At 65.2% G+C, this 22,941-nt stretch carries 23 protein-coding genes; 7 read left to right on the top strand and 16 right to left on the bottom strand.

Translation table 11 applies throughout. The features are described 5' to 3' along the window. Positions 1–73: 73 nt before the first annotated feature. Positions 74–1,798 (top strand): MFS transporter, encoded by a 1,725-nt coding sequence (locus N826_RS17735; protein ID WP_244619554.1) that lies wholly within the window; start codon positions 74–76, stop codon positions 1,796–1,798. 187 nt (positions 1,799–1,985) lie between these two features. Then, positions 1,986–3,287 carry a tetratricopeptide repeat protein gene (locus tag N826_RS17730; protein ID WP_169789369.1) on the top strand — a complete coding sequence of 434 codons (1,302 nt, stop codon included), beginning with the start codon at positions 1,986–1,988 and terminating at the stop codon, positions 3,285–3,287. Here the strand turns inward: N826_RS17730 and N826_RS17725 are convergent. After that, on the bottom strand, positions 3,281–3,661 hold the full coding sequence (locus N826_RS17725; RefSeq protein WP_044431017.1) for a hypothetical protein: 381 nt from the start codon (positions 3,659–3,661) through the stop codon (positions 3,281–3,283). The two genes, N826_RS17730 and N826_RS17725, sit on opposite strands and share 7 nt — an antisense overlap. Positions 3,662–3,861: 200 nt before the next feature. After that, entirely contained in the window at positions 3,862–5,352 is a 1,491-nt protein-coding gene (locus N826_RS17720; RefSeq protein ID WP_044431015.1) for a helix-turn-helix domain-containing protein, read from the bottom strand. Positions 5,353–5,558: 206 nt separating this feature from the next. Between N826_RS17720 and N826_RS17715 the strand changes: the two genes are divergently transcribed. From N826_RS17715 to N826_RS17695, 5 genes are all read left to right on the top strand, one after another. Further along, positions 5,559–7,091 carry an acyl-CoA carboxylase subunit beta gene (locus N826_RS17715; RefSeq protein WP_044431012.1) on the top strand — a complete coding sequence of 511 codons (1,533 nt, stop codon included), beginning with the start codon at positions 5,559–5,561 and terminating at the stop codon, positions 7,089–7,091. Positions 7,092–7,104: 13 nt separating this feature from the next. Next, on the top strand, positions 7,105–9,090 hold the full coding sequence (locus tag N826_RS17710) for an acetyl-CoA carboxylase biotin carboxylase subunit (protein WP_044431009.1): 1,986 nt from the start codon (positions 7,105–7,107) through the stop codon (positions 9,088–9,090). 44 nt (positions 9,091–9,134) lie between these two features. Beyond that, the gene (locus N826_RS17705) at positions 9,135–9,731 is read left to right on the top strand and encodes a biotin transporter BioY (RefSeq protein WP_052831509.1); all 597 of its coding nucleotides are present in this window, start codon (positions 9,135–9,137) and stop codon (positions 9,729–9,731) included. Between the two features lie 63 nt (positions 9,732–9,794). After that, the gene (gene scpA, locus N826_RS17700) at positions 9,795–11,930 is read left to right on the top strand and encodes a methylmalonyl-CoA mutase (RefSeq protein ID WP_044431006.1); all 2,136 of its coding nucleotides are present in this window, start codon (positions 9,795–9,797) and stop codon (positions 11,928–11,930) included. Positions 11,931–12,052: 122 nt separating this feature from the next. Next, positions 12,053–12,412, top strand: a complete 360-nt coding sequence (locus tag N826_RS17695; protein ID WP_044431003.1) for a NifB/NifX family molybdenum-iron cluster-binding protein — start codon at positions 12,053–12,055, stop codon at positions 12,410–12,412. 24 nt (positions 12,413–12,436) lie between these two features. On the opposite strand, the gene hypE is transcribed toward N826_RS17695, so the two are convergent. From hypE to N826_RS17625, 14 genes are read right to left on the bottom strand one after another with little or no spacing between them, the layout of a single operon-like run. After that, positions 12,437–13,483 (bottom strand): hydrogenase expression/formation protein HypE, encoded by a 1,047-nt coding sequence (gene hypE / locus N826_RS17690; RefSeq protein ID WP_044431001.1) that lies wholly within the window; start codon positions 13,481–13,483, stop codon positions 12,437–12,439. Continuing rightward, on the bottom strand, positions 13,480–13,758 hold the full coding sequence (locus tag N826_RS17685) for a type II toxin-antitoxin system HicB family antitoxin (protein ID WP_052831507.1): 279 nt from the start codon (positions 13,756–13,758) through the stop codon (positions 13,480–13,482). Before N826_RS17685 ends, hypE begins: the two co-directional genes overlap by 4 nt. Positions 13,759–13,771: 13 nt before the next feature. Next, positions 13,772–14,896, bottom strand: a complete 1,125-nt coding sequence (hypD, locus tag N826_RS17680) for a hydrogenase formation protein HypD (RefSeq protein ID WP_044430998.1) — start codon at positions 14,894–14,896, stop codon at positions 13,772–13,774. Continuing rightward, complete coding sequence (locus N826_RS17675; RefSeq protein ID WP_044430997.1) at positions 14,893–15,120, bottom strand: HypC/HybG/HupF family hydrogenase formation chaperone; 228 nt, start codon at positions 15,118–15,120, stop codon at positions 14,893–14,895. The genes hypD and N826_RS17675 overlap by 4 nt, the downstream gene beginning before the upstream one ends. Before the next feature lie 11 nt (positions 15,121–15,131). Continuing rightward, the gene (gene hypB, locus N826_RS17670; protein ID WP_044430995.1) at positions 15,132–15,977 is read right to left on the bottom strand and encodes a hydrogenase nickel incorporation protein HypB; all 846 of its coding nucleotides are present in this window, start codon (positions 15,975–15,977) and stop codon (positions 15,132–15,134) included. Further along, positions 15,977–16,324, bottom strand: a complete 348-nt coding sequence (hypA, locus tag N826_RS17665) for a hydrogenase maturation nickel metallochaperone HypA (protein WP_244619555.1) — start codon at positions 16,322–16,324, stop codon at positions 15,977–15,979. Before hypA ends, hypB begins: the two co-directional genes overlap by 1 nt. Beyond that, entirely contained in the window at positions 16,311–17,489 is a 1,179-nt protein-coding gene (locus tag N826_RS17660; protein WP_052831506.1) for a nickel-dependent hydrogenase large subunit, read from the bottom strand. Before N826_RS17660 ends, hypA begins: the two co-directional genes overlap by 14 nt. 3 nt (positions 17,490–17,492) lie before the next feature. Then, the gene (gene hybE / locus N826_RS17655) at positions 17,493–18,185 is read right to left on the bottom strand and encodes a [NiFe]-hydrogenase assembly chaperone HybE (RefSeq protein WP_044430992.1); all 693 of its coding nucleotides are present in this window, start codon (positions 18,183–18,185) and stop codon (positions 17,493–17,495) included. Then, positions 18,182–19,036 (bottom strand): hydrogenase expression/formation protein, encoded by an 855-nt coding sequence (locus N826_RS17650; protein ID WP_084720853.1) that lies wholly within the window; start codon positions 19,034–19,036, stop codon positions 18,182–18,184. The genes hybE and N826_RS17650 overlap by 4 nt, the downstream gene beginning before the upstream one ends. A gap of 38 nt (positions 19,037–19,074) precedes the next feature. Continuing rightward, positions 19,075–19,443 carry a thioredoxin domain-containing protein gene (locus N826_RS17645; RefSeq protein WP_044430988.1) on the bottom strand — a complete coding sequence of 123 codons (369 nt, stop codon included), beginning with the start codon at positions 19,441–19,443 and terminating at the stop codon, positions 19,075–19,077. Continuing rightward, a complete protein-coding gene (locus tag N826_RS17640; protein ID WP_044430985.1) occupies positions 19,443–19,754 on the bottom strand; it encodes a HypC/HybG/HupF family hydrogenase formation chaperone in 312 nt (103 codons plus the stop codon). The genes N826_RS17645 and N826_RS17640 overlap by 1 nt, the downstream gene beginning before the upstream one ends. 14 nt (positions 19,755–19,768) lie before the next feature. Then, positions 19,769–20,380 (bottom strand): HyaD/HybD family hydrogenase maturation endopeptidase, encoded by a 612-nt coding sequence (locus N826_RS17635; protein ID WP_211099322.1) that lies wholly within the window; start codon positions 20,378–20,380, stop codon positions 19,769–19,771. Then, a complete protein-coding gene (gene cybH, locus N826_RS17630) occupies positions 20,377–21,123 on the bottom strand; it encodes a Ni/Fe-hydrogenase, b-type cytochrome subunit (protein ID WP_084720852.1) in 747 nt (248 codons plus the stop codon). Before cybH ends, N826_RS17635 begins: the two co-directional genes overlap by 4 nt. 24 nt (positions 21,124–21,147) lie before the next feature. Further along, positions 21,148–22,941 carry a nickel-dependent hydrogenase large subunit gene (locus tag N826_RS17625; RefSeq protein WP_044430982.1) on the bottom strand — a complete coding sequence of 598 codons (1,794 nt, stop codon included), beginning with the start codon at positions 22,939–22,941 and terminating at the stop codon, positions 21,148–21,150.

Here is a 22,941-nt window from a genome sequence, read left to right as displayed (position 1 = left end):
GCTGTATGGGGAGACGACGTGCGCCTGTGAATGCCGTCCGAAGAAGAACAAGAACGCCATGGGAGTTTAGTTCATGACGGGAGTGACCCTTTCTGAAATCGAAGCGCGCAAACGGCCGATGACCCGCGAGGAAAAGCGGGTGATCCTGGCATCGTCGGCGGGCACCATCTTCGAGTGGTATGACTTTTATCTTTATGGGGCCTTGGCTGCGGTCATCGGCGCGCAGTTCTTCTCTTCGTTTCCGGAGGCGACGCGCAACGTCTTCGCCCTTCTGGCCTTCGCGGCGGGCTTCCTGGTACGGCCGTTCGGAGCCCTGGTGTTCGGCCGTCTCGGCGACATGGTGGGACGCAAATACACCTTCCTGATCACCATCATGATCATGGGTGTCTCGACCTTCCTGGTCGGGCTGCTGCCCAGCTACGAGTCCATCGGCTGGGTAGCACCAGTCCTGCTGATCGTCCTGCGCATGCTTCAGGGGCTGGCGCTGGGCGGCGAATACGGTGGAGCGGTCGTCTATGTGGCGGAACACGCGCCGAACCACCGGCGCGGCTTCTACACGAGCTGGATCCAGACGACGGCCACGCTCGGGCTGCTGCTGTCGCTGGTCGTGATCCTCAGCGTGCGGACGATCCTGGGGGAAACCGACTTCGCAGCCTGGGGCTGGCGCGTTCCCTTCATCCTGTCGATCGTGCTGCTGGCGATTTCGGTCTGGATACGGCTCCAGATGAACGAATCCCCCGCCTTCAAGAAGATGAAGGAGGAGGGCACCCACTCCAAGGCGCCGATCTCGGAAGCCTTCGGCCAATGGAAGAATGCGAAGATCGCCCTGCTGGCCCTGTTCGGCCTCGTCGCGGGGCAGGCGGTCGTCTGGTACACCGGGCAGTTTTACGCGCTGTTCTTCCTTCAGAACATCCTGCGGGTGGACCTGTTCACCGCCAACGTGCTGATCGCATGGTCGCTGATCCTGGGAACCGGCGGTTTCATCGTCTTTGGCACGCTGTCGGACAAGATCGGGCGGAAGCCGATCATCCTGGCCGGCTGCCTGATCGCGGCGGTGTCGTACTTCCCCGTCTTCAAGCTGATCACGGCGACCGCCAACCCGATGCTGCATCAGGCCCAGCAATCGACGCCGGTCACCGTCGTCGCCGACCCTGACGACTGCTCGTTCCAGTTCAATCCGACCGGCACGTCCAAGTTCACCAACTCTTGCGACATCGCCAAGGCGTTCCTGGCGCGCAACTCGGTCAACTACTCGATCGAGAACGGGCCTCCCGGCAGTGCGGCGGTGATCCGCGTCGGCGGCGCCGGCAGTGCGGAGTTCACCGCCTACGATGCGGCCAAGCTGAGCGGCGACGCGGCCAAGTCGACGCCAGCCGCCTTCAACAAGTCGGTCGGCGACGCGCTGGCCGCCGCCGGTTACCCGACGGCCGGCAATCCGGAGATCGTCAAGCTGTCCGGCTTCTTCGACATCTTCCGCGCCCAGCCCTTTACGCTGGTCCTGGTCCTGACCTTCCTGGTGATCCTGGTCACCATGGTCTACGGGCCGATCGCGGCGGCACTGGTCGAACTGTTCCCGACCCGCATCCGCTATACCGGCATGTCGCTGCCCTATCACATCGGCAACGGCTGGTTCGGCGGCCTGATGCCGGCGACCGCCTTCGCCATGATCGCGCAGACCGGCGACATCTATTACGGGCTCTGGTATCCGATCGTCATCGCCGTGATGACGCTGGTGATCGGTGCTCTCTTCCTGCCGGAAACGAAGGATCGGGACATCTTCTCCGACGCGAAGCAGTAAGCATCGCCGCTTCGTCATGACGAGGCCGCCGGGAGCGATCCCGGCGGCCTTCGTTTTTCTTTGGATGAGCCTCTCCGGTTACAGCTTTGTCACCGTAACGTATGCGGAGTGTTAACCCGGCATTGCCAGACTGGGGACTTTGCGGTCTCAGGATTTGGGCATGTCGGAAGCCGGAATTTCGCCAGTCATGGATCGGCCCGCTGCGGATGGCGTCGAGTGGTACAAGCTCGAGCGGTGTCCGGGTTCCGACCGTCTGGTCATCGTGTTCTCCCATATCAACGAGAAGCCGGGACGCTTCTCGTTCTACGGGACGTTCCGGGATATCGCCGTCAACAAGCTGTTCGTGAACATTCCCGGCAACCGCTGGTACCAGGACGGCATTCCGGGCCTCGGCGACGGGATCGAGGCCACCGCCGACGGCATCCGCATCGTCATGCAGGAGGTAGCGCCGCGTTCCGTCATGTGCGTCGGCAACTCGATGGGTGCCTATGCGGCCCTGCTGTTCGGGACGCTGGTCAATGCCGACCACGTCCTGGCGATCGGACCGGAAACCCTGCTGAAGCTGCCCGGCAGCCGGAGCCGGGCCTATATCGGCAGCCGGCCGGACACGGGCTTCGACGATCTGCTGCCATACCTCGGTCTGCCTTCCGCCGGCCGGAAGACCGACATCATCTTCGGCGAGTCCGACCTGATCGATGTCCAGTGCGCCCGGCGCGTGGCTCATCTGGAAGGCGTCAATGTGCGGAGCCTGCGCGGCGTCGGGCATGAGGTGCCGGCCATGCTCCATCGCTTCGAGGCGTGGAAGCCGCTGGTCGACGGCTATGTCCGCGACGGCACGCTGCCCTCGACGCTGCCGCTGGAAGGCGGTTTGTTCAGGGCCGGGGATGCGGCGGATGCCCTGCTCGACGGACGCCGGCTGAAGGGGGAAGGAATGATGAAGGAGGCTCGAGCGCGGCTGCGCCGCTGCCTCGTCCTCTACCCGGATGCCGACGCGGCCCATGACGATATCGGACTGATCGACCAGCACGAAGGCGCCTTCATCAAGGCGGAGGCCGCGCACCGGCGGGCGCTGAGGCTGGCTCCCGACCGGGCGATCTACCATCTGCATCTCGGCATGGCGCTGGCTCGGCAGGGCAGGGACGAGGAGGCGGAGGCAACCCTGACCACGGCCCTGTCGGACGCCTCCGGCAGCGCCGCGGTCCACCACCAACTGGGGCTGCTGTACGCCGGGCAGGGGCGGCATGGCAGGGCGGAGGCGGCGCAGCGCGCCGCCATCGCATCCGCCCCCCGGCACGCCCATTTCCACCATCATCTGGCGCTTGCTCTGGACGCCCAGGGCCGCTTCGAGGAAGGCTTGGCGGCCCACGCCGAGGCCCGTTCGCTGAACCCTCACAATCCGGAGCTTGCCCGCTGCTTGATCGAGGCGGAACGGCGGTCAGGAGCCGATCGGCAGGGCCGCTGGGGCGAGGTTGGATTCTTCGCTCAGTAGGACGAGACGCCGTCCACTTCAGCCCCGAATCGGGTGTAGATCTGGATGGCGCGGCAGGTCATGCCGTCGTTCTCGACCACCAGCTGGCCGGGCTGGCCGGCCAGCCGCATCCAGGCGATGTAGCGGGAAACCCTGTCGTTCGTCGTGTCCAGGATTTCGGTATAGTAAAGCTCCGTGACGCTGTCGGCGGCGATGCCAGCCCCCTGCAAGGCTCCGGCGGTGCGGTCGTTGCAGCGATGGGCCGTGAACTGGTCCAGACGCGCTTGATAGGCCGGGTCGGTCGCCGCCTGCTGCGGCGGGTTCAATCCGGCACAGGCCGTCAGCAACGCGGCGCCCATCAGGAGGGGAGCCGCTTTCTTGAGGCCGTGGTTCATTGGCTTGGTCCTTGGATTTCCGGATCGTATGCTTTCGATATGGGTGTCGAGGCCGCCGGAATTGATTATCCGGGTGAGGTATGACCCAAAACCTTTTCTACGATTATCGAAGTGCCCACGCTCCCCTATGTCACAAACGTCCCCATTCCGTCATGCCAAGACTTGATCTTGGCATCTCCCATCAGCAACTTCGCACAAGCCTATCCCCCGACGCCTTCGACCACGCCGTTCGGCGTACCTGCTCCTCCCGCTTCCTCCCCAGCCTGGGTGAACAGGTAGGGCACGAAGCTGCGGTGGTGTTCGTCGACCGTCAGGTGGCTGCCGATCGGGGGGAAGGCGCGTTGCTGGCAGTCGGCGCGCTCGCAGATGCGGCAACTGACGCCGATCGGCACGGCGGCGTCGGCGTTGCTGGTGTCCAACCCGGCCGAATAGACCACCTCCGATGCATAGGCCGCTTCGCAGCCAAGCCCGATGGCGAACTGGCGGGTCGGCTTCAGATAGGCGCCGGCGCGCTTGGTGACGCTGCGCGCGACGCAGATATAGGCGACGTTGTCCGGCATACGCGCCAGCTGGACCAGGATCTTTCCTGGCTGGGCGAAGGCCTCGTGGACGTTCCACAGCGGGCAGGCGCCGCCGAAGCGGGCGAAGTGGAAGCGGGTGGCGCTGTGGCGCTTGGTGATATTGCCGGCCATATCGACGCGGACGAAGTAGAACGGCACGCCGCGCGCTCCCGGCCGTTGCAGGGTGCTGAGCCGGTGGCAGACCTGTTCGAAGCTGACGCCGAAGCGGCTTTGCAACTGTTCGATATCGTGGCGAACGGCGCGGGCCTGGGTCGCGAAGGCGCGGTAGGGCATCACCAGAGCGCCGGCGAAGTAGTTCGCCAGCCCGACGCGGCAGATCGACTTGGCGTCTTCGGTCGTGAAGTTGGCTTGGCCGATCAGTTGCTCGATCGCGTCGCTTTGTCCCAGCAATGCGATCTGATGCGCCAGATGGAAGGCGCGGCTCGGGCCGCTGAGCAGGGCCGACAGATACAGCGTGCCGCTGGCCTTGTCGTAGATCCGCATCGCCGACTCGCCGTCATGGTCGGCGATAATCTTGACGCGGACATCGTGCTTGTCCTTCAGGTGCCGCATCAGGTCCACCTGCATGTCGGCCGGGCGGAAGCCTTCCTGTTCCGACAGCTTTTCCGCCGCTTCGTCGAGCGGACCGACATAGTTGTTGGAGTAGTGGAAGTAGTCGCGAACCTCTTCATAGGGGAACTGCGGGCCGGCCAAGGCTTGGCCGCGCTCGTGGCTGGACAGCGTTTCCGCCAGCGACTGCACCCGTTCCTGGAGCTTCTGGTAAGCGTGGTGGAGCACCAGGGTGCGGCGCGCCAGTTCGGGCGAGGCGGCGGTGGCGTTGCGAAGTTCGGCGGTGCCGGGGGCGCCGCCGGTGAACAGCGGGTCGGCCAGCGCTTCACGCAGGTCGGAGACCAGCCGCGCTTCCTCGTCCTCGACGAAGGTGGCAAGATCGATCTCGAAGATGCTGGCGATGCGCAGCAGCACCGGCAGCGTCAAGGGACGCTGGTTGTTTTCGATCTGGTTGAGGTAACTTGGCGACAGCTCGAGCTGCTTCGCCAGCGCGGCCTGGGTAAGGGCGCGCTGCTCGCGCAGGCGGCGCAGCTTGTAACCAAGAAACAGCTTCTTTTGCATACTCGTCTATGTCTAAAAATTCGCAAACTTTGCAAGCTGAGTGTCCTTCCTGGCGAAGTAGTTTGCAAGTTCGCTCTTTTGTTAACTGACAAACGTTGCATGCCTGCCAAGGATGCAAATAAGGTGCGCTGCCGTTCTGGGAAGCCGATGACGGCTCTGGTGCGCGTGCGTTCAGGTGGCGGGTAGTACGGGGGAAACGACGGATCATGCAGGAAGTTCTTGCGAGGCTCGAACAGATGCGCGCCGCAGCGCGCGCCGGCGGCGGTGAGCGGCGGGTCGAAAGCCAGCACGCCAAGGGCAAGCTGACCGCGCGTGAGCGGATCGAACTGCTGCTGGACGAAGGCTCATTCGAAGAATGGGACATGTTCGTCGAGCATCGTTGCGCCGATTTCGGCATGCACGAGCAGAAGGTCCCCGGCGACGGCGTCGTCACCGGCCACGGCACCGTCAACGGCCGTCTGGTCTTCGTCTTCTCGCAGGACTTCACCGTGTTCGGCGGCTCCCTGTCGGAAGCCCACGCGGAGAAGATCTGCAAGGTCATGGATCAGGCGCTGAAGGTCGGCGCCCCGGTGATCGGCCTGAACGACAGTGGCGGCGCCCGCATCCAGGAAGGCGTCGCTTCGCTTGGCGGCTACGCCGAGGTGTTCCAGCGCAACGTGATGGCCTCGGGTGTCGTCCCGCAGATCTCGCTGATCATGGGTCCGTGCGCCGGCGGCGCCGTGTACTCCCCGGCCATGACCGACTTCATCTTCATGGTGAAGGACAGCTCCTACATGTTCGTGACCGGTCCCGACGTGGTCAAGACAGTGACCCACGAGATCGTCACCGCCGAGGAACTGGGCGGCGCCGTCACCCATACCGCGAAGTCCGGTGTCGCCGATCTGGCGTTCGAGAACGACGTGGAAGCGCTGCTCCAGACCCGGCGCTTCATCGACTTCCTGCCGCTGTCCAACCGCGAGAAGCCGCCGGTCCGGGTGACCGCCGATCCCGCCAACCGTGACGACTTCTCGCTCGACACGCTGGTCCCGGCCAACCCGAACAAGCCCTACGACATGAAGGAGCTGATCCTGAAGGTCGTGGACGAGTCGGACTTCTTCGAGATCCAGCCCGACTATGCGAAGAACATCCTGACCGGTTTCGCCCGCATCAACGGCGGTTCCGTCGGCATCGTGGCGAACCAGCCGATGGTGCTGGCCGGCTGCCTGGACATCCAGTCCGCCATCAAGGCCGCCCGTTTCGTCCGGTTCTGCGACGCCTTCAACATCCCAATAGTGACCTTTGTCGACGTTCCGGGCTTTTTGCCGGGCACCTCGCAGGAATACAACGGCATCATCAAGCACGGCGCCAAGCTGCTGTTCGCCTATGCCGAGGCGACCGTTCCTAAGGTCACCGTCATCACCCGCAAGGCCTATGGCGGCGCCTACGACGTCATGGCGTCCAAGCACCTGCGCGGCGACGTCAACTATGCGTGGCCGACCGCCGAGATCGCTGTGATGGGGCCGAAAGGCGCCGTGGAGATCATCTTCCGGGCCGACATCGGCGATCCGGAGAAGATCGAGCAGCGCACCGAGGAATACCGCCAGAAGTTCGCGACCCCGTTCGTCGCCGGCAGCCGCGGCTATATCGACGACGTCATCATGCCCCATGGGACCCGGCGCCGCGTCTCCAGGGCTCTCGCCATGCTGAAGAACAAGCAGCTCGAGAATCCCTGGAAGAAGCACGACAACCTCCCGCTCTGAAGGCGCCGCCACCATGTTTACAAAGATCCTGATCGCCAACCGTGGTGAAATCGCCTGCCGCGTCATCAAGACGGCGCGGCGCATGGGCATCAAGACTGTCGCCGTCTATTCCGAAGCCGACGCCAACGCGCTGCATGCGGAAATGGCCGACGAAAAGGTGCTGATCGGCCCAGGCCCGTCCGCACAGAGCTATCTGGTCGCCGACCGCATCATCGAAGCCTGCAAGCGCACCGGCGCCCAGGCGGTCCATCCCGGCTACGGCTTCCTGTCGGAAAAGGCCGAGTTCTGCGAAGCGCTGAAGGCCAACGGCATCACCTTCATCGGTCCCGATGTCCGCGCCATCGGCGCGATGGGCGACAAGATCGAGTCGAAGAAGCTGGCGCGCGATGCCGGCGTCAACACCGTCCCCGGCTATCTCGGCGTCATCGCGGACGAGGACGAAGCCGCCCGGATCGCCAGCGGCATCGGCTATCCGGTGATGATCAAGGCGTCGGCCGGCGGCGGCGGCAAGGGCATGCGCGTCGCCTGGAACGACGAGCAGGCGCGCGAAGGCTTCCGCTCCGCCAGCAACGAGGCGCGCTCCAGCTTCGCCGACGACCGCGTCTTCGTCGAGAAGTACATCGAGCAGCCCCGTCACATCGAGATCCAGGTGCTGGGCGACAGCTTCGGCAATGTGCTGTACCTGGGCGAGCGCGAATGCTCGATCCAGCGCCGCCACCAGAAGGTGATCGAGGAGGCGCCGAGCCCCTTCATCGACCCCGAGACCCGCAAGGCGATGGGCGAGCAGGCCGTCGCCCTGTCCAAGGCGGTGGAATACAAGTCGGCCGGCACGGTCGAGTTCATCGTCGATGCCAACCGGAACTTCTACTTCCTGGAAATGAACACCCGGCTCCAGGTCGAGCATCCGGTGACCGAAATGGTCGTCGGGCTGGATCTGGTCGAGCAGATGATCCGCGTCGCCGCCGGCGAGAAGCTGAAGTTCCAGCAGAGCGACATCGAGCTGAACGGCTGGTCGATCGAGGCGCGCGTCTACGCCGAGGACCCGACCCGCGGCTTCCTGCCCTCCACCGGCCGCCTGACCCGCTACATCCCGCCGGCCGAGGACGAGCATACCCGTGTCGATACCGGCGTCTACGACGGCGGTGAGATCAGCATGTTCTACGACCCGATGATCGCCAAGCTGGTCAGCCGGGGCGCCGACCGCAACAGCGCCATCCACCACATGCGGGAAGCGCTGGACAAGTTCCAGATCCGGGGCGTCGCGCACAACATCAGCTTCCTGTCGGCGCTGATGAACCACCAGCGCTTCGTCGAAGGCCGCCTGACGACCAACTTCATCGCCGAGGAATTCCCCGACGGCTTCCACGGCCTGTCGCTTGACACCGACACCAACGAGCGCCTGATGGCGGTGGCTGCCGCCATCCAGCTTCAGGTCGAGCAGCGCGCCGGCACGATCAGCGGCCAGCAGGCCGGGGGCCGTCACAAGGTGGCGCGCGACTGGGTCGTGCGGACCGAGCGGACCAACCATCCCTGCACGGTCGAGGCGGTCGACGACGGCTACGACGTGGTGTTCGGCGGCAAGCGCTTCGAGGTCCGCAGTTCGTGGGAGATCGGCCAGCCGCTGTGGAACGGCACGGTCAACTATCGTCCGCTGTCGATCCAGCTCGACCGCCTTGGCACCGGCTATCGCCTGATCCATGCCGGCGCCGAGATGAAGGCGCAGGTCCTGTCGCCGCGCGCCGCCCAGCTGGCCGACCTGATGCCGGTCAAGCTGCCGCCCGACATGTCCAAGTTCCTGCTCTCGCCGATGCCGGGCCTGCTTGCCCGCGTCGCCGTGGAAGTGGGGCAGGAAATCAAGGCCGGCCAGGAACTGGCCGTCGTCGAGGCCATGAAGATGGAAAACCTGCTGCGCGCCGAGCAGGATGGCAAGGTCGCGAAGATCCATGCCGAGCCGGGCAGCAGCCTCGCGGTGGATCAGATCATCATCGAATTCGCGTGATCGCCGAATTGTAGAATAAGAGTTGTAGAGCAAAGGGTTTCTCCATGACGTCTCTTTCCGCGACCCATCCGACGCTGCTGAACACGCTGGCTCCCGGCAACGGCCTGATCCGGTCCGCCGGCTTCGCCATCGCCGGCAGCCTGCTGCTGGCACTGGCGGCCAAGGCCCAGGTCCCGTTCTGGCCGGTGCCGATGACCCTGCAAAGCCTCGCCATCATGATGATCGGCATGGCCTATGGCAGCCGTCTCGCAATGGCGACCGTCCTGCTCTATCTGGCCGAAGGTCTGGCGGGTCTGCCGGTCTTCGCCGGGGCGGGCGCCGGCTTCGCCTATATGACCGGCCCGACCGCCGGCTATCTCGTCGGCTTCGTCATGGCCGCCGGCCTGATCGGCTGGCTGGCCGAACGCGGCTGGGACCGCAGCCCCGTCAAGGCGCTGGCCGCCATGTCGGTCGGCCATGTCCTGCTGTTCATCCCCGGTGTCGCATGGCTTGCGGTGCTGTTCGGCGCCGAAAAGGCCATCGCCGTCGGCTTGACGCCGTTCATCGCCGCGACCCTGCTGAAGACCGCGCTGGGTGCGGCCCTGATGCAGGCATCCTGGATGGTCGTCGCCCGCCGGTCGCAGGGCCGCATCGACGGTTGACTCCTGTTACCTGACACCTGACTCCTATTGGTAGAACGAAGCTGGCCCCGGAGGTATTGTCCCATGGTTGATTTCCCCAAGAAGACGCTGGCCGACTGGACCACGCTGGCAACCAAGGACACCGGGGGCGCGTCGCCGGACACCCTCGTCTGGAACACGCCGGAAGGCATTCCCGTCAAGCCGCTCTATACCGCCGACGATCTGGCGGGGCTGGAGCTGGAGACGCTCCCCGGCTTCGCGCCCTATACCCGTGGGCCACGGGCGACCATGTACTCCCACCGGCCCTGGACGATCCGGCAATATGCCGGTTTCTCCACGGCTGAGGAGAGCAACAAGTTCTACAAGGCGAACCTCGCGGCCGGTCAAATGGGCCTGTCGGTCGCCTTCGACCTCGCGACTCATCGCGGCTATGACAGCGACCATCCGCGGGTCGTCGGCGATGTCGGCAAGGCGGGAGTTGCGATCGACAGCGTCGAGGACATGAAGATCCTGTTCGCGGATATCCCGCTGGACAAGATGACCGTGTCGATGACCATGAACGGCGCTGTCCTACCGGTGCTAGCCGGATATATCGTCGCGGCGGAAGAGCAGGGCGTTTCCCAGGACAAGCTGGCCGGGACTATCCAGAACGACATTCTGAAGGAGTTCATGGTCCGCAACACTTATATCTACCCGCCCGAACCCAGCATGCGGATCGTTGCCGACATCATCGAGTACACGGCGCTGAACATGCCGCGCTTCAACTCGATCTCGATCAGCGGCTACCACATGCAGGAAGCCGGCGCCACCGCCGTGCAGGAACTGGCGTTCACGCTGGCCGACGGGCTGGAATATGTCCGCGCCGCCAAGTCGAAGGGCCTGAAGGTCGATCAGTTCGCGCCGCGCCTGTCGTTCTTCTTCGCGATCGGCATGAACTTCTTCATGGAGATCGCCAAGCTGCGCGCCGCCCGCCTGCTGTGGGCGCGGCTGATGCAGCAGAATTTCGAGCCGAAGGACGCCCGCTCGCTGGCGCTGCGCACCCACTGCCAGACCTCCGGCGTTTCGCTGACCGAGCAGGACCCGTACAACAACATCATCCGGACCACGGTCGAAGCGATGGCCGCCGTGCTCGGCGGCACCCAGTCGCTGCACACCAACGCCTATGACGAGGCGCTGGGCCTGCCGACGCAGTTCTCCGCCCGCATCGCACGCAACACGCAGCTGATCATCGCGGAAGAGACCGGCATCCCGCACGTGGTCGATCCGCTCGGCGGCTCCTACTACATCGAGGCGCTGACCAACTCGCTGGCGACCCACGCGCAAGCCCTGATCGATGAGGTCGAGGGCCTCGGCGGCATGACCAAGGCGGTCGAGAGCGGCATGCCGAAGCTCAAGATCGAGGAAGCCGCAGCGCAGCGTCAGGCCCGGATCGACCGGGCCGAGGAAGTCGTGGTCGGCATCAACAAGTACCGGGTCGCCAACCCCGAGAAGGTCGATGTCCTGAGCATCGACAACACCGCCGTCCGCGAACAGCAGGTGGCGCGCCTTCAGCAGATCCGCGCCAGCCGCGACGAGGCGGCATGGCGGGCGTCCCTGGACGCCCTGACGGCGGCGGCGCGGGATGGTTCCGGCAACCTGCTCGATCTCGCCGTCAAGGCGACGCGGGCGCGGGCGACAGTCGGCGAGATTTCCGACGCGCTGGAGGCGGTGTTCACCCGTCACCGCGCGGTCATCCGCTCGGTCAGCGGCGTCTATGGCGCTGCCTACGAGGGCGACGCGGGATTCGCCGCCATCCAGAAGGACGTCGCCGACTTCGCCGAGGCCGAAGGCCGCCGGCCGCGCATGCTGGTGGTCAAGATGGGCCAGGACGGTCACGACCGGGGCGCCAAGGTGATCGCCACCGCCTTCGCCGATATCGGCTTCGACGTCGATGTCGGACCGCTGTTCCAGACTCCGGAGGAAGCGGCGCGGCAGGCGATCGAGAACGACGTCCATGTCATCGGCGTGTCCAGCCAGGCCGCGGGTCACAAGACGCTGGTCCCGTCGCTGATCGAGGAGTTGAAGAAGGCCGGATCGGACGACATCATCGTCGTCTGCGGCGGCGTCATTCCGCCCCAGGACTACGACTTCCTGCGGGAGTCCGGCGTCGCCGCGATCTACGGTCCGGGGACCAACATTCCCAAGGCGGCGGCGGAAATCCTAAGCATCGTCCGGGGCTGAGTTCCGGCACAGGGCAACCCTGCGGCATAACGCCAGGACGGCCCGCGCTTGCGGCATCTCAATGATGCCAGGGCGCGGGCCGTGGCATTTTCGGGCATCACTCGCGTGCCTGGAGATTTGCCGTGCGTTTTGCCCTGACCAGCCTGGACCTTGAAACCGTCACTCCCCATGCCGGCCGCTGCCGCAGCTTCCTCGTCTTTGAGGCGGAAGCCGGGGACGAGCCGGTCAAGGTGAAGGACCTTCTCCTCGCCGAAGACCAGATCTTCCACGTCTTCGAAAGCGACGGCCCGCATCCGCTGGACGAGGTCAAGGTGGTCATCACCGGCAACGCGCGGGAGAAGTTCATCAAGAAATGCGCGTCGCGCGGCATCCAGGCGGTGCTGACTTCCGAAACCGATCCGGTCGCCGCCATCAAGGGCTTCTTCGCCGGCACTCTGCCGGCACCGGCTCCGCTTCCGGAGAAATGCGATCACGATCACTGATCGGTCGGTGGGTTGGCGAGAGTGTCAGCAGATTCGCGGTAGCTGCTCACCGGCCAGCCAATCGGCGATCCGCTTGCCGCCGAACGTGGTCTCCAACTGGACGAAGCGGTGGCTGTCCTCCCGCACGGTCCCGATAACAGCAGCATCAACGCCGAGCGGATGACTTTTCATGACATTCAGCAACGTTTCGGCATCTTCGGGCGCGCAGATCGCCACCAGCTTGCCCTCGTTCGCGACGTAGAGGGGATCGAGTCCCAGCAGCTCGCAGGCGGCGGCGACTTCCTCCCGAACGGGAATGGAGGCCTCGCTCAGGACCATGCCGACGCCGGACTGACGGGCGATTTCGTTCAGCGTGGTCGCCAAGCCGCCTCGGGTCGGGTCGCGCATGACGTGGATGCCGGGCACCGCCGCAACCATGGCGGCGACGAGTCCGTGAAGCGCCGCGCTGTCCGACAGGATGCTAGTTTCGAAGCTCAGTCCCTCGCGGGTGGACATAACAGCGACGCCGTGGTCGCCGACCGTGCCGCTGACCAGAACGGCGTCGCCCGGACGGGCGCGGTCCCCGGACGGGCTCACCCCAGGCGGAACCACGCCGATGCCGGTCGTATTGATGAAGACCCCGTCGCCCTTGCCGCGCTCCACCACCTTGGTATCGCCGGTGACGATGGCGACTCCGGCGGCCCGCGCCGCTTCCGCCATCGACATGACGATGCGGTCGAGGTCCTTCAGGGCGAAGCCTTCCTCGATGATGAAGCCTGCCGTCAGATAGAGCGGCTTGGCGCCGGCCATGGCGATATCGTTGACCGTCCCATGGACCGCCAGCGAACCGATATCGCCGCCGGGGAAGAACAGCGGGGAGACGACATAGCTGTCCGTCGTCACGACCATCCGCCCCGTCGCAACCTCGAACATCGCCTGATCGTTCCGCTGCTCCAGCAGCGGGTTGGCGAAGGCCTTGACGAACACCTCATCGACAAGCTGAGCCATGGCCTTCCCGCCACTGCCATGACTCATGTCGATCCGCCCGTTCTTCAGGTCGAGCTTGCGGGTATAGGGTTGGCGGTTGGTCATCTCGTCACTTGCTGGAAATGAATTGACACAGATACTTGGATAGCGATTGCATCAGTATTGCGAGGATCGGACATGATGACATCCAGTGAGGTTTGGGCAGGAATAAGAGCCCCGTCCTCCACCATTCCTTCGATGTGGAATTGGAGAGCCTCACTAGCCATCAGGCAGGCCTCTTCGAATGTAGTTCCAGCGGTAATGCAGCCCGGAAAATCAGTGAAATCGACGCCGTAATCACTTCCGGGCTCTTTCCGGACAAGAGCGAAGTACGTTCTCATTTCGGAGACATCCTCAAGCATCGCGCCAGCGGCCGTAGAGGTAATAGGCGGCGCAGGAGCCTTCGGGGGAGACCATGCAAGAGCCCATGGGGTTTTCCGGAGTGCAGACGGCGCCGAAGATCTTGCAGTCGAGCGGCTTCTTGGCGCCGCGCAGGATCTCGCCGCAGGAACAGGCCTTGTTGTCCGCGACGGTGGTGTAGCGGAGTTGCCAGCGGCGCTCGGCGTCCCAATCGGCGAAGGCTTCGCGGATCTGGAGTGCGCTGTCGGGGATGGTGCCGAGGCCGCGCCACTCGAAGCTGTCGCGGAGCTCGAAGACTTCATCGACCAGGGCCTGCGCCTTGGCGTTGCCGTCGCGCGTCACCGCGCGGCTGAACTGGTTCTCGACCTCGCAGCGGCCCTCGTTGAGCTGGCGGACCAGCATCAGGATCGACTGCATGATGTCGAGGGGCTCGAAGCCGGAGACGGCGATGGGGCGGCGGTAGTCGCGGGCGAAGCGCTCGTAGGGGGCGGAGCCGATGATCGTGCTGACATGGCCGGGGCCGATGAAGGCATCGACGCGGACGGCGCCGGAGGATGCTACTTCCGGACTGTCCAGGATCGTCTGAATGGCCGACGGCGTCAGGACGTGGTTAGCGAAGACGCTGAAGTTGCGGAGGCCGAGTGCCGCCGCCTGCTTGATCGCGACGGCCGAGGTCGGCGTCGTCGTCTCGAAGCCGATCGCGAAGAAGACGACTTCGCGGTCGGGATTCTCCTGAGCCAGACGCAACGCGTCGGCGCTGCCGTAGACCATACGGATGTCGGCGCCCTGGGCGCGGGCCTTGGTCAGGCTGGTGCGGTCGCTGCCCGGCACCCGCATCATGTCGCCATAGGCGCACAGGATGACCTCGGGGCGGCGGGCGAGGTCGATCGCCATGTCGAGCCGACCGATCGGCAGCACGCAGACCGGGCAGCCGGGGCCGTGGATCATATCGACGTTGGCTGGCAGCAGGTCTTCGATGCCGTAGCGGCAGATCGCGTGGGTGTGGCCGCCGCAGAACTCCATGATGGAGTACCGGCGGGAGGGATCGGCTTCCGCCGCGATGGCGGCGGCGATCCGGGATGCCAGCGTGCCGTCGCGGTACTCATCGACGTATTTCATGCTGCCGCACCGGCATCCAGCGACGTCAGCAGCGCCAGCGTCCGTTCCGCTTCGGCTGGGTCAAGCTTCGACAGGGCGTAGCCGACATGGACGATGACGTAGTCGCCCACTTCGGTGTTCTCGACCAGGGCGAGGGAAACGTGTTTGCGGACTCCGCCCAGCGTCACCGTGGCGGAGTCGTCATCATGGATTTCAGTAATCCGAGCGGGCAGGGCGAGGCACATGTCAGGCTTCCTTACGCGGTGACGGAAGGAGACGACGGCTGGTGAGCGCCGAGCCATTCGTACCAGCGGTCGAGTCCGGCGCCGGTGGTCGAGGAAAGCTCGATCACCTCGAGGCCGGGCTTGACCTGTCGGGCGCCTTCGATCAGGCGGGGCAGGTCGAAGCTGAGATGCGGCAGCAGATCGATTTTATTGATGATCATCAGGTCGGCGGTGGCGAACATATCGGGGTATTTGAGGGGCTTATCCTCCCCTTCCGTCACCGAGATCACGACGACCCGCTTCGACTCGCCGAGATCGAAACCGGCGGGACAGACCAGATTGCCGACGTTCTCGATGAACAGCACCCCGTCGCGCGGGGTCGGTTGCACGCCGAGCGCCTGGATCACCATTTGCGCGTCCAGATGGCAGCCCTTGCCGGTGTTGACCTGGATGGCGGGAACGCCGGTCGCCCGGATGCGCTCGGCGTCGAAACTCGTCTGCTGGTCGCCCTCGATGACGGCCATCGGTCTGGTTTCCCGGAGGTCGGTCAGGGTGCGGACCAGCAGTGTGGTCTTGCCGGAACCGGGACTGGACATGAGGTTGAGCGTCAGCGTGTTGGATGCCGCGAAGAGCTGGCGGTTGACGGCGGCGAAGCGGTCGTTCTTCGCCAGGATATCCTGCTCGACCTTGATGAGACGGCTTGGCTGAATGTCATGGTTATGGGAATGGCCGTGGTGGCGATGATGCGTGTGCCGCGTCACCGTTCCGTCCGGGCCGATATGTTCGTGCTCATGGTCATGCTCGTGCTCGTGCTCGTGCTCGTGTGCATGTCCCTCGATCCGGGTCTCGCCGGGGCCGCAGCCGCAGACCGTACACATCACGAAACCTCCAGTTCATCGACACGCAGTTCGTCGCCGCCGACGACCATCAGTTGATGGCTGCCGCAGCTTGGGCAGGGCTGTCCCCGCGTCGGGATCGTCACCGTGGAAGAGCAGGCCATGCAGAAGGCCTGTCCGGGCGGCTGGTCTATTTCGAGCACCGCACCGTCGGCGACGGTGTCGCGGGTCACCACGTCGAAGCCGAAGCCGATCGCCTTGGGATCGACGTGGGAGAGGGCGCCGATGCTCAGCCGCACCTTCGTCACGCGGCTGAAGCGGTCGACGGCGGCTCGCTCCTCGATGATGTCGAGGATGCCCTGGCACAGCGACATTTCATGCACCGGCATGCTCCTCGATCATGACGCGGCATGGTACGCAGGGGTCCAGCGCCGCGATCAGCAGATCCGTCCGGCGCCGCAGATCGTCGCAGGCGGGCAGGCCGACGAGGCCGCGCACGAGCGCGCCTTTGGGATGAAAGTTCCATTCATTCGGTGCGACGGTCCGGAAATCCCTGACGATGCCCCGGTCGAGAGCGATCCAGTGGGCCAGCCGTCCCCGTGCCGTGTCCGCCAATCCGGCGCCCGATCCTGTCGGTTCCGGCGGCGTTTCGCCGGGGTGCTCGGGCGACAGGTAGCCGGACAGGGCGGCGAGGCGGGCCGGCAGGCTGGCCAATTCCACCAGCTTGGCGGCGAAGCGCGTCAGGAGGCCGTTGCCGTGGCGCCGTTTCAAGTCGGCGATCAGGGGCGTCGACGCAATGCGGTGCGCAGCACCGGTTTCAGCCGGCTTGCCTTCGAAGTGCGGCAATTGGGAGAAGTCCGGAGCCGAGGTCAGGTGCTCCGCGAACCAGCCCGGCAGCAGATCGGGCAGCGCCGCGACGCCGCTCCGGCCGAAGCTGCCCATGTCGTCGGCGACGATGCGGGCGATCAGCCGAGATGCGGGGTTGTCATGACTCTGCGCCCAGTCCTGGAGGTCGTCCGCGTTTTGGAGCCTGGAAAAGCCGTCTCCGATCAGCCTGTCGATCGCTACGGAGAGGCGCAGGCGGGTGTCGCTCAGCTTCTCGGCATCGGGCAGCAGCATCCCGCCGCCGGGCCGTATCCAGTCGCGGGCGGGATAAAGGGCGGGAACGAGCGCGGATGTCGCCTTGCGGAGCGGCAGGAGCAGGCCGTGGCCGGGGCAGCCGCCGCCGAAGCGAGGCCATTCCATGGCGATCTGCCAGCCATGGCTGTCTGCTATTTCTCCCAGGATCAGGATCTCGCGCGCCGCCCGCTGGGCGGCCGAGGGTGTGATGCCGATAGCCGCTTCACAGGCATTCGCGGCGGCGGCGCCCTGGGCGATGCCGCACAGGCTGAACAGCATCGGCACCAGCGAAAGCGCCTCTCCCATCGGGCGGCCCATCAGCATCGCACCGACGCCGGTTGTGCGGGTGGAGCGCAGCCGGACGTCGGCGACGGTCGCGTCGACCACCAGGATACCGACGGCGAGTTCGCCTTCGATGCCGGAGAGAGCGGTCATGGCTCAGCTTCCAAAGCTGCCGCGCAGCAGATGGCGGCGACTGACTTCCGCCGGCGGCGCCGGCAGGGGCAGGGGAGATGGCGGAGGTGCTTCCGGTTCGGAGAACTCTTCAGGGGCGAGCAGGGCTCCCATCGCGGCCTCGGCGGCTTCGATCACGGCTGCCTGTTCCTGGAACTCGAACATCGGGGAGAACAGCGAGCAGTTGAGGATCGTGCCGATACCCTCGATATTGCCGGCGACGAACTCGTAGCTGCCGGAGGGCAGGGCGCGGGTGACCTTGATGCCGTCGCGGATGCCGTTCCAGGCGCCGGCTTTCAAAGGAGCCAGCACGGCGTTCATGAACCATGGAGTGGCGACGATGCCGAGCCAGCCGTCGCCGAACCGCTGGAAGCCGACGGCTTCCACGGCGAGGCGGTGGTTGTAGAACGGCAGGTCTCCCATCCGGGTCGTCGCGATGTGCCGGTACGCGGCGGCCAGCGAATCGGCGGGGCTGGCTTCGGCATCGGTAGCCGGGTGGTCGCCGAATGCCAGGAAACGGTGCTTCTCGCCATTGCAGGTCGGGCAGCGCCAGTCGTCGTGCAGCGCCGAAAACGGCGTGCCGGCGGGGATCTGGGCGACTGCGTCGCCTTCGGCCGGATCGTAGCGGGTCCAGCAGACGCCGCATTCCATAACGGTGCCGGCGTGCTGCCCGGTCATTGGAAATAGGCCTCCAGGATCTCTCCCAGACGCTCCGCGCTGTCCTGAAAATCCTCGTCGGCGGCGCGGAGCGATACCGGGACATCGCCGACCTCCAGGGTGTCCAGGATGATGGTGTCCATCGCGTTGAGGTACTGGACGCTCCAGACGTGGCGCTGCCCGGTCAGGGTGACGCGGCAGGTGCCGTAGCCGCGCGAGACGGCCTGGACGGGACCGAGGTTCAGCGTTCGCTTCAGAAAGCCCATGTCCACCTCGTTCATCGGGAACAGGGTGAAGCTGATGACATGGTTGGGCTGGCCCGGATGGTATGCCGCCGTGCGGGCGCGCAGTTCGGCCAGGACCGGCATGACGTTCATACAGCCGGCGGGAGGGTCGCCGATGACCAGTTCCGGCCGCGTCGCGGCCGTCGCGGCGGCGCGGACGACGCTGGGCACTTCGGCGACTTCGACATGGTCGCCGATCGGCTTGCCGGCCTGCTCGAACGTCTTGACGCGCCAGACGCCGGGCAACACGGATTCCTGGATCTGGTATTCGGCGGCGCCCGCTACGATCATGCCGACCTCGCCCTCGCCGAGCGCGTCGTCCAGCAGGGCCAGGGCTGCCTCGCCCAGGTGACCGACCGGGAACAGCGCGGGTTCGGCTCCGGCGGAAAAGCCGGCGAGGGCTTCGCGCACCTGCTCCAGAAGGGATGCCACTTCCTGAAGACCGGCGGCGGCTCCCGGCAGGGTCAGGCGATCGACCCGGCGGACGGCAGGCGGCATCTGGAAAAGGTCGACCGTTTCCGCTGAAGGGCCGCCCAGGAAAACGCCGGTCGGCTGTTCTTCGTCTTCCCATTTCATGGGGTGGCGCATGATGGTCGGTCCCGTCGAATGGCTGTGAAGAATAAGGTTCAGGCGGCGGCCAGGAAGCCGCGCGTCTTTTCGATGTAGACCTGCCAGTCCTGAATGCGGGGAATCAGGCCGACGAACTTGCCCTGACGCAGGTAGACAAGCGTCGGGACGACCAGCACGCCGAAACGGGGCTTCAGCGACTCTTCCGCCGCCTGATCGACGATGCCGACACGGATCTGGCCCGGAAAGACGGAAGACATCTCGCGGAGGACGACGGCGACGTCGTTGCTCTCCGGCCGCTGTCGCGGATCGCCGGTGAAGAACAGGACAACCATGCCGTCGAGCGCCAGGAACTCGTCCACGTTCTCCGCCGTGACGACGGGGCAGCCTTCGATCCCGATCAGGCGCTCGATCACAGGATTTGCCATCAGGCCGGTTCCTTCGCATGCGGTTTCAAATGGTCGGGAAGCTGCGGCTCGCGTCCGATCAGGTCGGCGAACAGATGCTCGAAAGGATCGCCCCGGCTGACCGCCTCGAGTGCGTCGAGCGCGTCGTTCAGCAGCGGAACCTCGGCCGGGTCGAGCGTGCGGATCGCGGTGTCGACATGGACCATGACCCAAGCGTCCACCGGCTGCTCGCCGGTCAGCAGGAGGCTGACGCGGCGCTCCTCGCCGCGACCTTCGCACAGAGCGGTCAGTCCATCCGTAGAGCGTATCCGCATGGGAAGGCCGATGCACATCGGTGCGGGTCCTCTTAGCCGAAGAAGCGGGAGTCGCCGACGCGGCACGCGTCGTCGGGGGAAGGGCGGCCGGCTTCGTAATCGCCCAGTGCAATGCCGCCGTGGAGCAGCGGCGCCGGTGCTCCGGATCGCGGATTTGCCGGGTAACCCCAGTCCGCCAACTGGCGGCACGCGATTGACAAGGCGGGCTCGAGTTGTGCCCGCACCGGATCGGTCAGGCTGCCGCCGTAATCTTCCAGTTCCTCGGCCTGGACGCCGATCAGCAGGATGTCGTCCAGGACGCCGCCCAGCAGTTCCGCCGCGCTCAGCACGTCCTGAAAGCCGGTCTGGTGCAGGCTCATCTTCTTGGCGCCGGTGAATTTCGGCACCTCTTCGCCGCGCACCAATTTCAGCGTGCCGGGCTGCTCGCCGTAATCGATTGCGTCGAACACGATCACGCGTTTCGCCGCCTGGACGTAGTGGACGAGGTAGAGGCCCTGCGTGCCGCCGTCCATCACCAGAACGTCGTCGGGAAAGCTCCAGCGGCGGTGGAGTTCTTCCACGCAGCGCACGCCGAAGCCCTCATCGGCCCACAGGATATTGCCGATGCCGAGGACGAGGACGGGGCGCGCCGCATCGATCGTCACTTGCCGTCATCCTTGAACATGCGCCAGCCGCTGACCATGGTGCTGATCATGCTCTGCCGGCTCATGATGTCCTCGCGGACGGCGGCGTAGACGTGGATCATCACGAAGACGATGATCGCCCACATGCCGAGATGATGGATCGTGTGGAGGTTCTGCGAATTGCCGGTCAGCGGGATGACCAGGTCGTATGCCATGTCGAACATGCTGCCCTTGCCGGCGCCTTCCGCATACAGCGCCATCCCGGTGACGATCATGAAGATGCTGCCGACGCTGTAGATCGTCACCATGGCAAGCTGGGCTAGCGGATTGTGGCCGACATATTTCTTCGGATAGTCGCGCAGGAAGGCGTACCACTGCGCCTCGATCAGCACTTCCCGCCAGAACTTGCCGGACCAGAACGGCAGGACGAACATCTGCCGGGCGTGGACATTGCCGGCGAAGGCCCAGTAGATCCGACCGACCATGCCGGCGGCCATGACGAAGCCGGCAGTGAAATGGGCGAAGCGGATATACCCCATGAGGTACTGGTCGCTCGCCTCTCCCGGCAGCGAGGGCAGCGGCGAGGCGATGAAATAGCCGGTGACGGCGAGCACCAGGATCGCCGCCGCATTGACCCAGTGCCACAGGCGCACCGGCCATTCATAGACGTAGATGGCGGTCTGGCGGACCTGGAGGTGATGCTTCGCGGTGCTGAGATCGGCGATCTCGTCGTCCGCCGATCTCTTGTCTACATGGGCTGTCATGGCGGCGATCCTTCTCCGGTCGGCTCAGCGCACGGTGACGCGGGTGACTTCCTGTCCGTCCGGCGCCATCACGTGGGTGGAGCAGGCGAGGCAGGGATCGAAGCTGTGCAGCGTCCGCAGGATCTCCAGCGGCTGGTTGGGATCGGCCACCGGCGTATCGAGCAGCGACGCTTCGAACGCGCCGATATTGCCCTTGGTATCGCGCGGAGACCCGTTCCAGGTGGTCGGCACGACCGCCTGATAGTTGGCGATCTTGGTGTCCTCGATCCTGATCCAGTGGCCGAGCGCGCCGCGCGGCGCTTCGGTGAAGCCGACGCCCTTAGCCGATTTCGGCCAGGACGAGGGTTCCCACTTGGCGGTGTTGGCCGTGCTCTCGTCGCCCGACTTGATGGTGCGGATCAGCTTGTCCTGGTAGTAGCGCATCTTCTCCGCCGCCCAGGCGCATTCCAGCCCGCGCGCCGCCGTACGGCCGAGGGTCGAGAACAAGGCGGTGACCGGAACGTCGAGCGCCTTCAGCAACTGGTCCACCGGCTCCTTGAACTCAGGCTTGTTCTGAGCGTAGCCGATGACGTAGCGGGCCAGCGGACCGACCTCGACGGCGTGGCCCTTCCAGCGCGGCGACTTGATCCAGGAATACTTGGCGCCTTCGTCCACCGCCTCGATCCTGGTCTTGGTGCCCTTGGCGTTGGGGCCGAGCACGTAGTTCGGTTCGGTCACGCCGTCCCAGGGGTGGAGACCCTTGGACTCGTCGGCGTATTTGTACCAGGAGTGGTTGACGAATTCCTGGACCTGATCGGCGGCGGTCAGATCGACTTCGTGGATCTCGTCCAGCTTGCCGTTGAGGATGACGCCGCGCGGGAGCTGGAGGCTCTTGTCGGAGTAATCGTTCGCGCGTTCCGGAATGTCACCATACGACATCAGCGACGTGCTGGAGAGGCCGCCGCCATAGAGCCAGCCCTTGTAGAAGCCGGCGATGGCGACGAGGTCGGGGATGTAGACCTGATTGATGAAGTCGATCGACTGGTCGATGATCGAGGAAACGAGGTTCAGGCGCTCGATGTTGATGGCGCCGACGCCGCCGTTCCCGTCGATGTTGATCGGACAGGGAACGCCGCCGACCAGCCAGTTCGGGTGGGGGTTCTTGCCGCCGAAGATCGTGTGGATCTTCACGATCTCCTTCTGGAAATCCAGCGCCTCGAGGTAGTGCGCCGTCGCCATCAGGTTGGCTTCCGGCGGCAGCTTGTAGGCCTCGTGCCCCCAATAGGCATTCTTGAACGGGCCGAGCTGGCCGCTCTCCACGAACTTGCGCAGGCGGGCCTGAACGTCGCGGAAATAGCCCGGCGAGGACTTGGGCCAGGAACTGATGCTCTGCGCCAGTTCGGACGTCGCCTTGGGGTCGGCCTTCAGGCCGGAAACGACATCGACCCAGTCGAGCGCGTGGAGGTGGTAGAAGTGGACCAGATGGTCATGCACATACAGCGTGAGCTGCATGATGTTGCGGATCGTGTTGGCGTTTTCCGGGATACTGATGTTCAGCGCGTTCTCGACGGCGCGGACCGAGGTCAGGGCGTGGGTGCCGGTGCAGACGCCGCAGATCCGTTCGGTGAAAGCCCAGGCGTCGCGCGGGTCGCGGCCCTTGAGGATGACTTCGAGGCCGCGCCACATCGTGCCGGTCGAGACCGCGTTGCGGATGACGTTGTTCTCGTCGACATTGACCTCGACCCGCATATGGCCTTCTATCCGGGTGACCGGATCGACGACGACCCGGCGGCCGCTGTTGTCGAGGGAAAATCCATTCGGCGTGGAAACGGTGACCAT

The sequence above is a fragment of the Skermanella aerolata KACC 11604 genome, from assembly GCF_000936425.1.
GTDB classification, from domain to species: domain Bacteria; phylum Pseudomonadota; class Alphaproteobacteria; order Azospirillales; family Azospirillaceae; genus Skermanella; species Skermanella aerolata.
The sequence above is the reverse complement of the archived record's forward strand: the minus strand, read 5'-3'. Positions and strand labels throughout refer to the sequence as shown.

Bases quoted from the DNA above. Each gene is read 5' to 3' on its own strand.
- N826_RS17640 (WP_044430985.1), bottom strand. From the start codon at position 19,754: ATGTGCATCGGCCTTCCCATGCGGATACGCTCTACGGATGGACTGACC.
- N826_RS17715 (WP_044431012.1), top strand. From the start codon at position 5,559: ATGCAGGAAGTTCTTGCGAGGCTCGAACAGATGCGCGCCGCAGCGCGC.
- N826_RS17625 (WP_044430982.1), bottom strand. From the start codon at position 22,941: ATGGTCACCGTTTCCACGCCGAATGGATTTTCCCTCGACAACAGCGGC.
- N826_RS17650 (WP_084720853.1), bottom strand. From the start codon at position 19,036: ATGCGCCACCCCATGAAATGGGAAGACGAAGAACAGCCGACCGGCGTT.
- N826_RS17645 (WP_044430988.1), bottom strand. From the start codon at position 19,443: ATGGCAAATCCTGTGATCGAGCGCCTGATCGGGATCGAAGGCTGCCCC.
- N826_RS17675 (WP_044430997.1), bottom strand. From the start codon at position 15,120: ATGTGCCTCGCCCTGCCCGCTCGGATTACTGAAATCCATGATGACGAC.
- hybE (WP_044430992.1), bottom strand. From the start codon at position 18,185: ATGACCGGGCAGCACGCCGGCACCGTTATGGAATGCGGCGTCTGCTGG.
- N826_RS17660 (WP_052831506.1), bottom strand. From the start codon at position 17,489: ATGACCGCTCTCTCCGGCATCGAAGGCGAACTCGCCGTCGGTATCCTG.
- N826_RS17710 (WP_044431009.1), top strand. From the start codon at position 7,105: ATGTTTACAAAGATCCTGATCGCCAACCGTGGTGAAATCGCCTGCCGC.
- N826_RS17730 (WP_169789369.1), top strand. From the start codon at position 1,986: ATGGATCGGCCCGCTGCGGATGGCGTCGAGTGGTACAAGCTCGAGCGG.
- N826_RS17685 (WP_052831507.1), bottom strand. From the start codon at position 13,758: ATGAGAACGTACTTCGCTCTTGTCCGGAAAGAGCCCGGAAGTGATTAC.
- hypA (WP_244619555.1), bottom strand. From the start codon at position 16,324: ATGCCGGTGCATGAAATGTCGCTGTGCCAGGGCATCCTCGACATCATC.
- cybH (WP_084720852.1), bottom strand. From the start codon at position 21,123: ATGACAGCCCATGTAGACAAGAGATCGGCGGACGACGAGATCGCCGAT.
- N826_RS17705 (WP_052831509.1), top strand. From the start codon at position 9,135: ATGACGTCTCTTTCCGCGACCCATCCGACGCTGCTGAACACGCTGGCT.
- hypE (WP_044431001.1), bottom strand. From the start codon at position 13,483: ATGACCAACCGCCAACCCTATACCCGCAAGCTCGACCTGAAGAACGGG.
- hypD (WP_044430998.1), bottom strand. From the start codon at position 14,896: ATGAAATACGTCGATGAGTACCGCGACGGCACGCTGGCATCCCGGATC.
- N826_RS17720 (WP_044431015.1), bottom strand. From the start codon at position 5,352: ATGCAAAAGAAGCTGTTTCTTGGTTACAAGCTGCGCCGCCTGCGCGAG.
- N826_RS17735 (WP_244619554.1), top strand. From the start codon at position 74: ATGACGGGAGTGACCCTTTCTGAAATCGAAGCGCGCAAACGGCCGATG.
- scpA (WP_044431006.1), top strand. From the start codon at position 9,795: ATGGTTGATTTCCCCAAGAAGACGCTGGCCGACTGGACCACGCTGGCA.
- N826_RS17725 (WP_044431017.1), bottom strand. From the start codon at position 3,661: ATGAACCACGGCCTCAAGAAAGCGGCTCCCCTCCTGATGGGCGCCGCG.
- hypB (WP_044430995.1), bottom strand. From the start codon at position 15,977: ATGTGTACGGTCTGCGGCTGCGGCCCCGGCGAGACCCGGATCGAGGGA.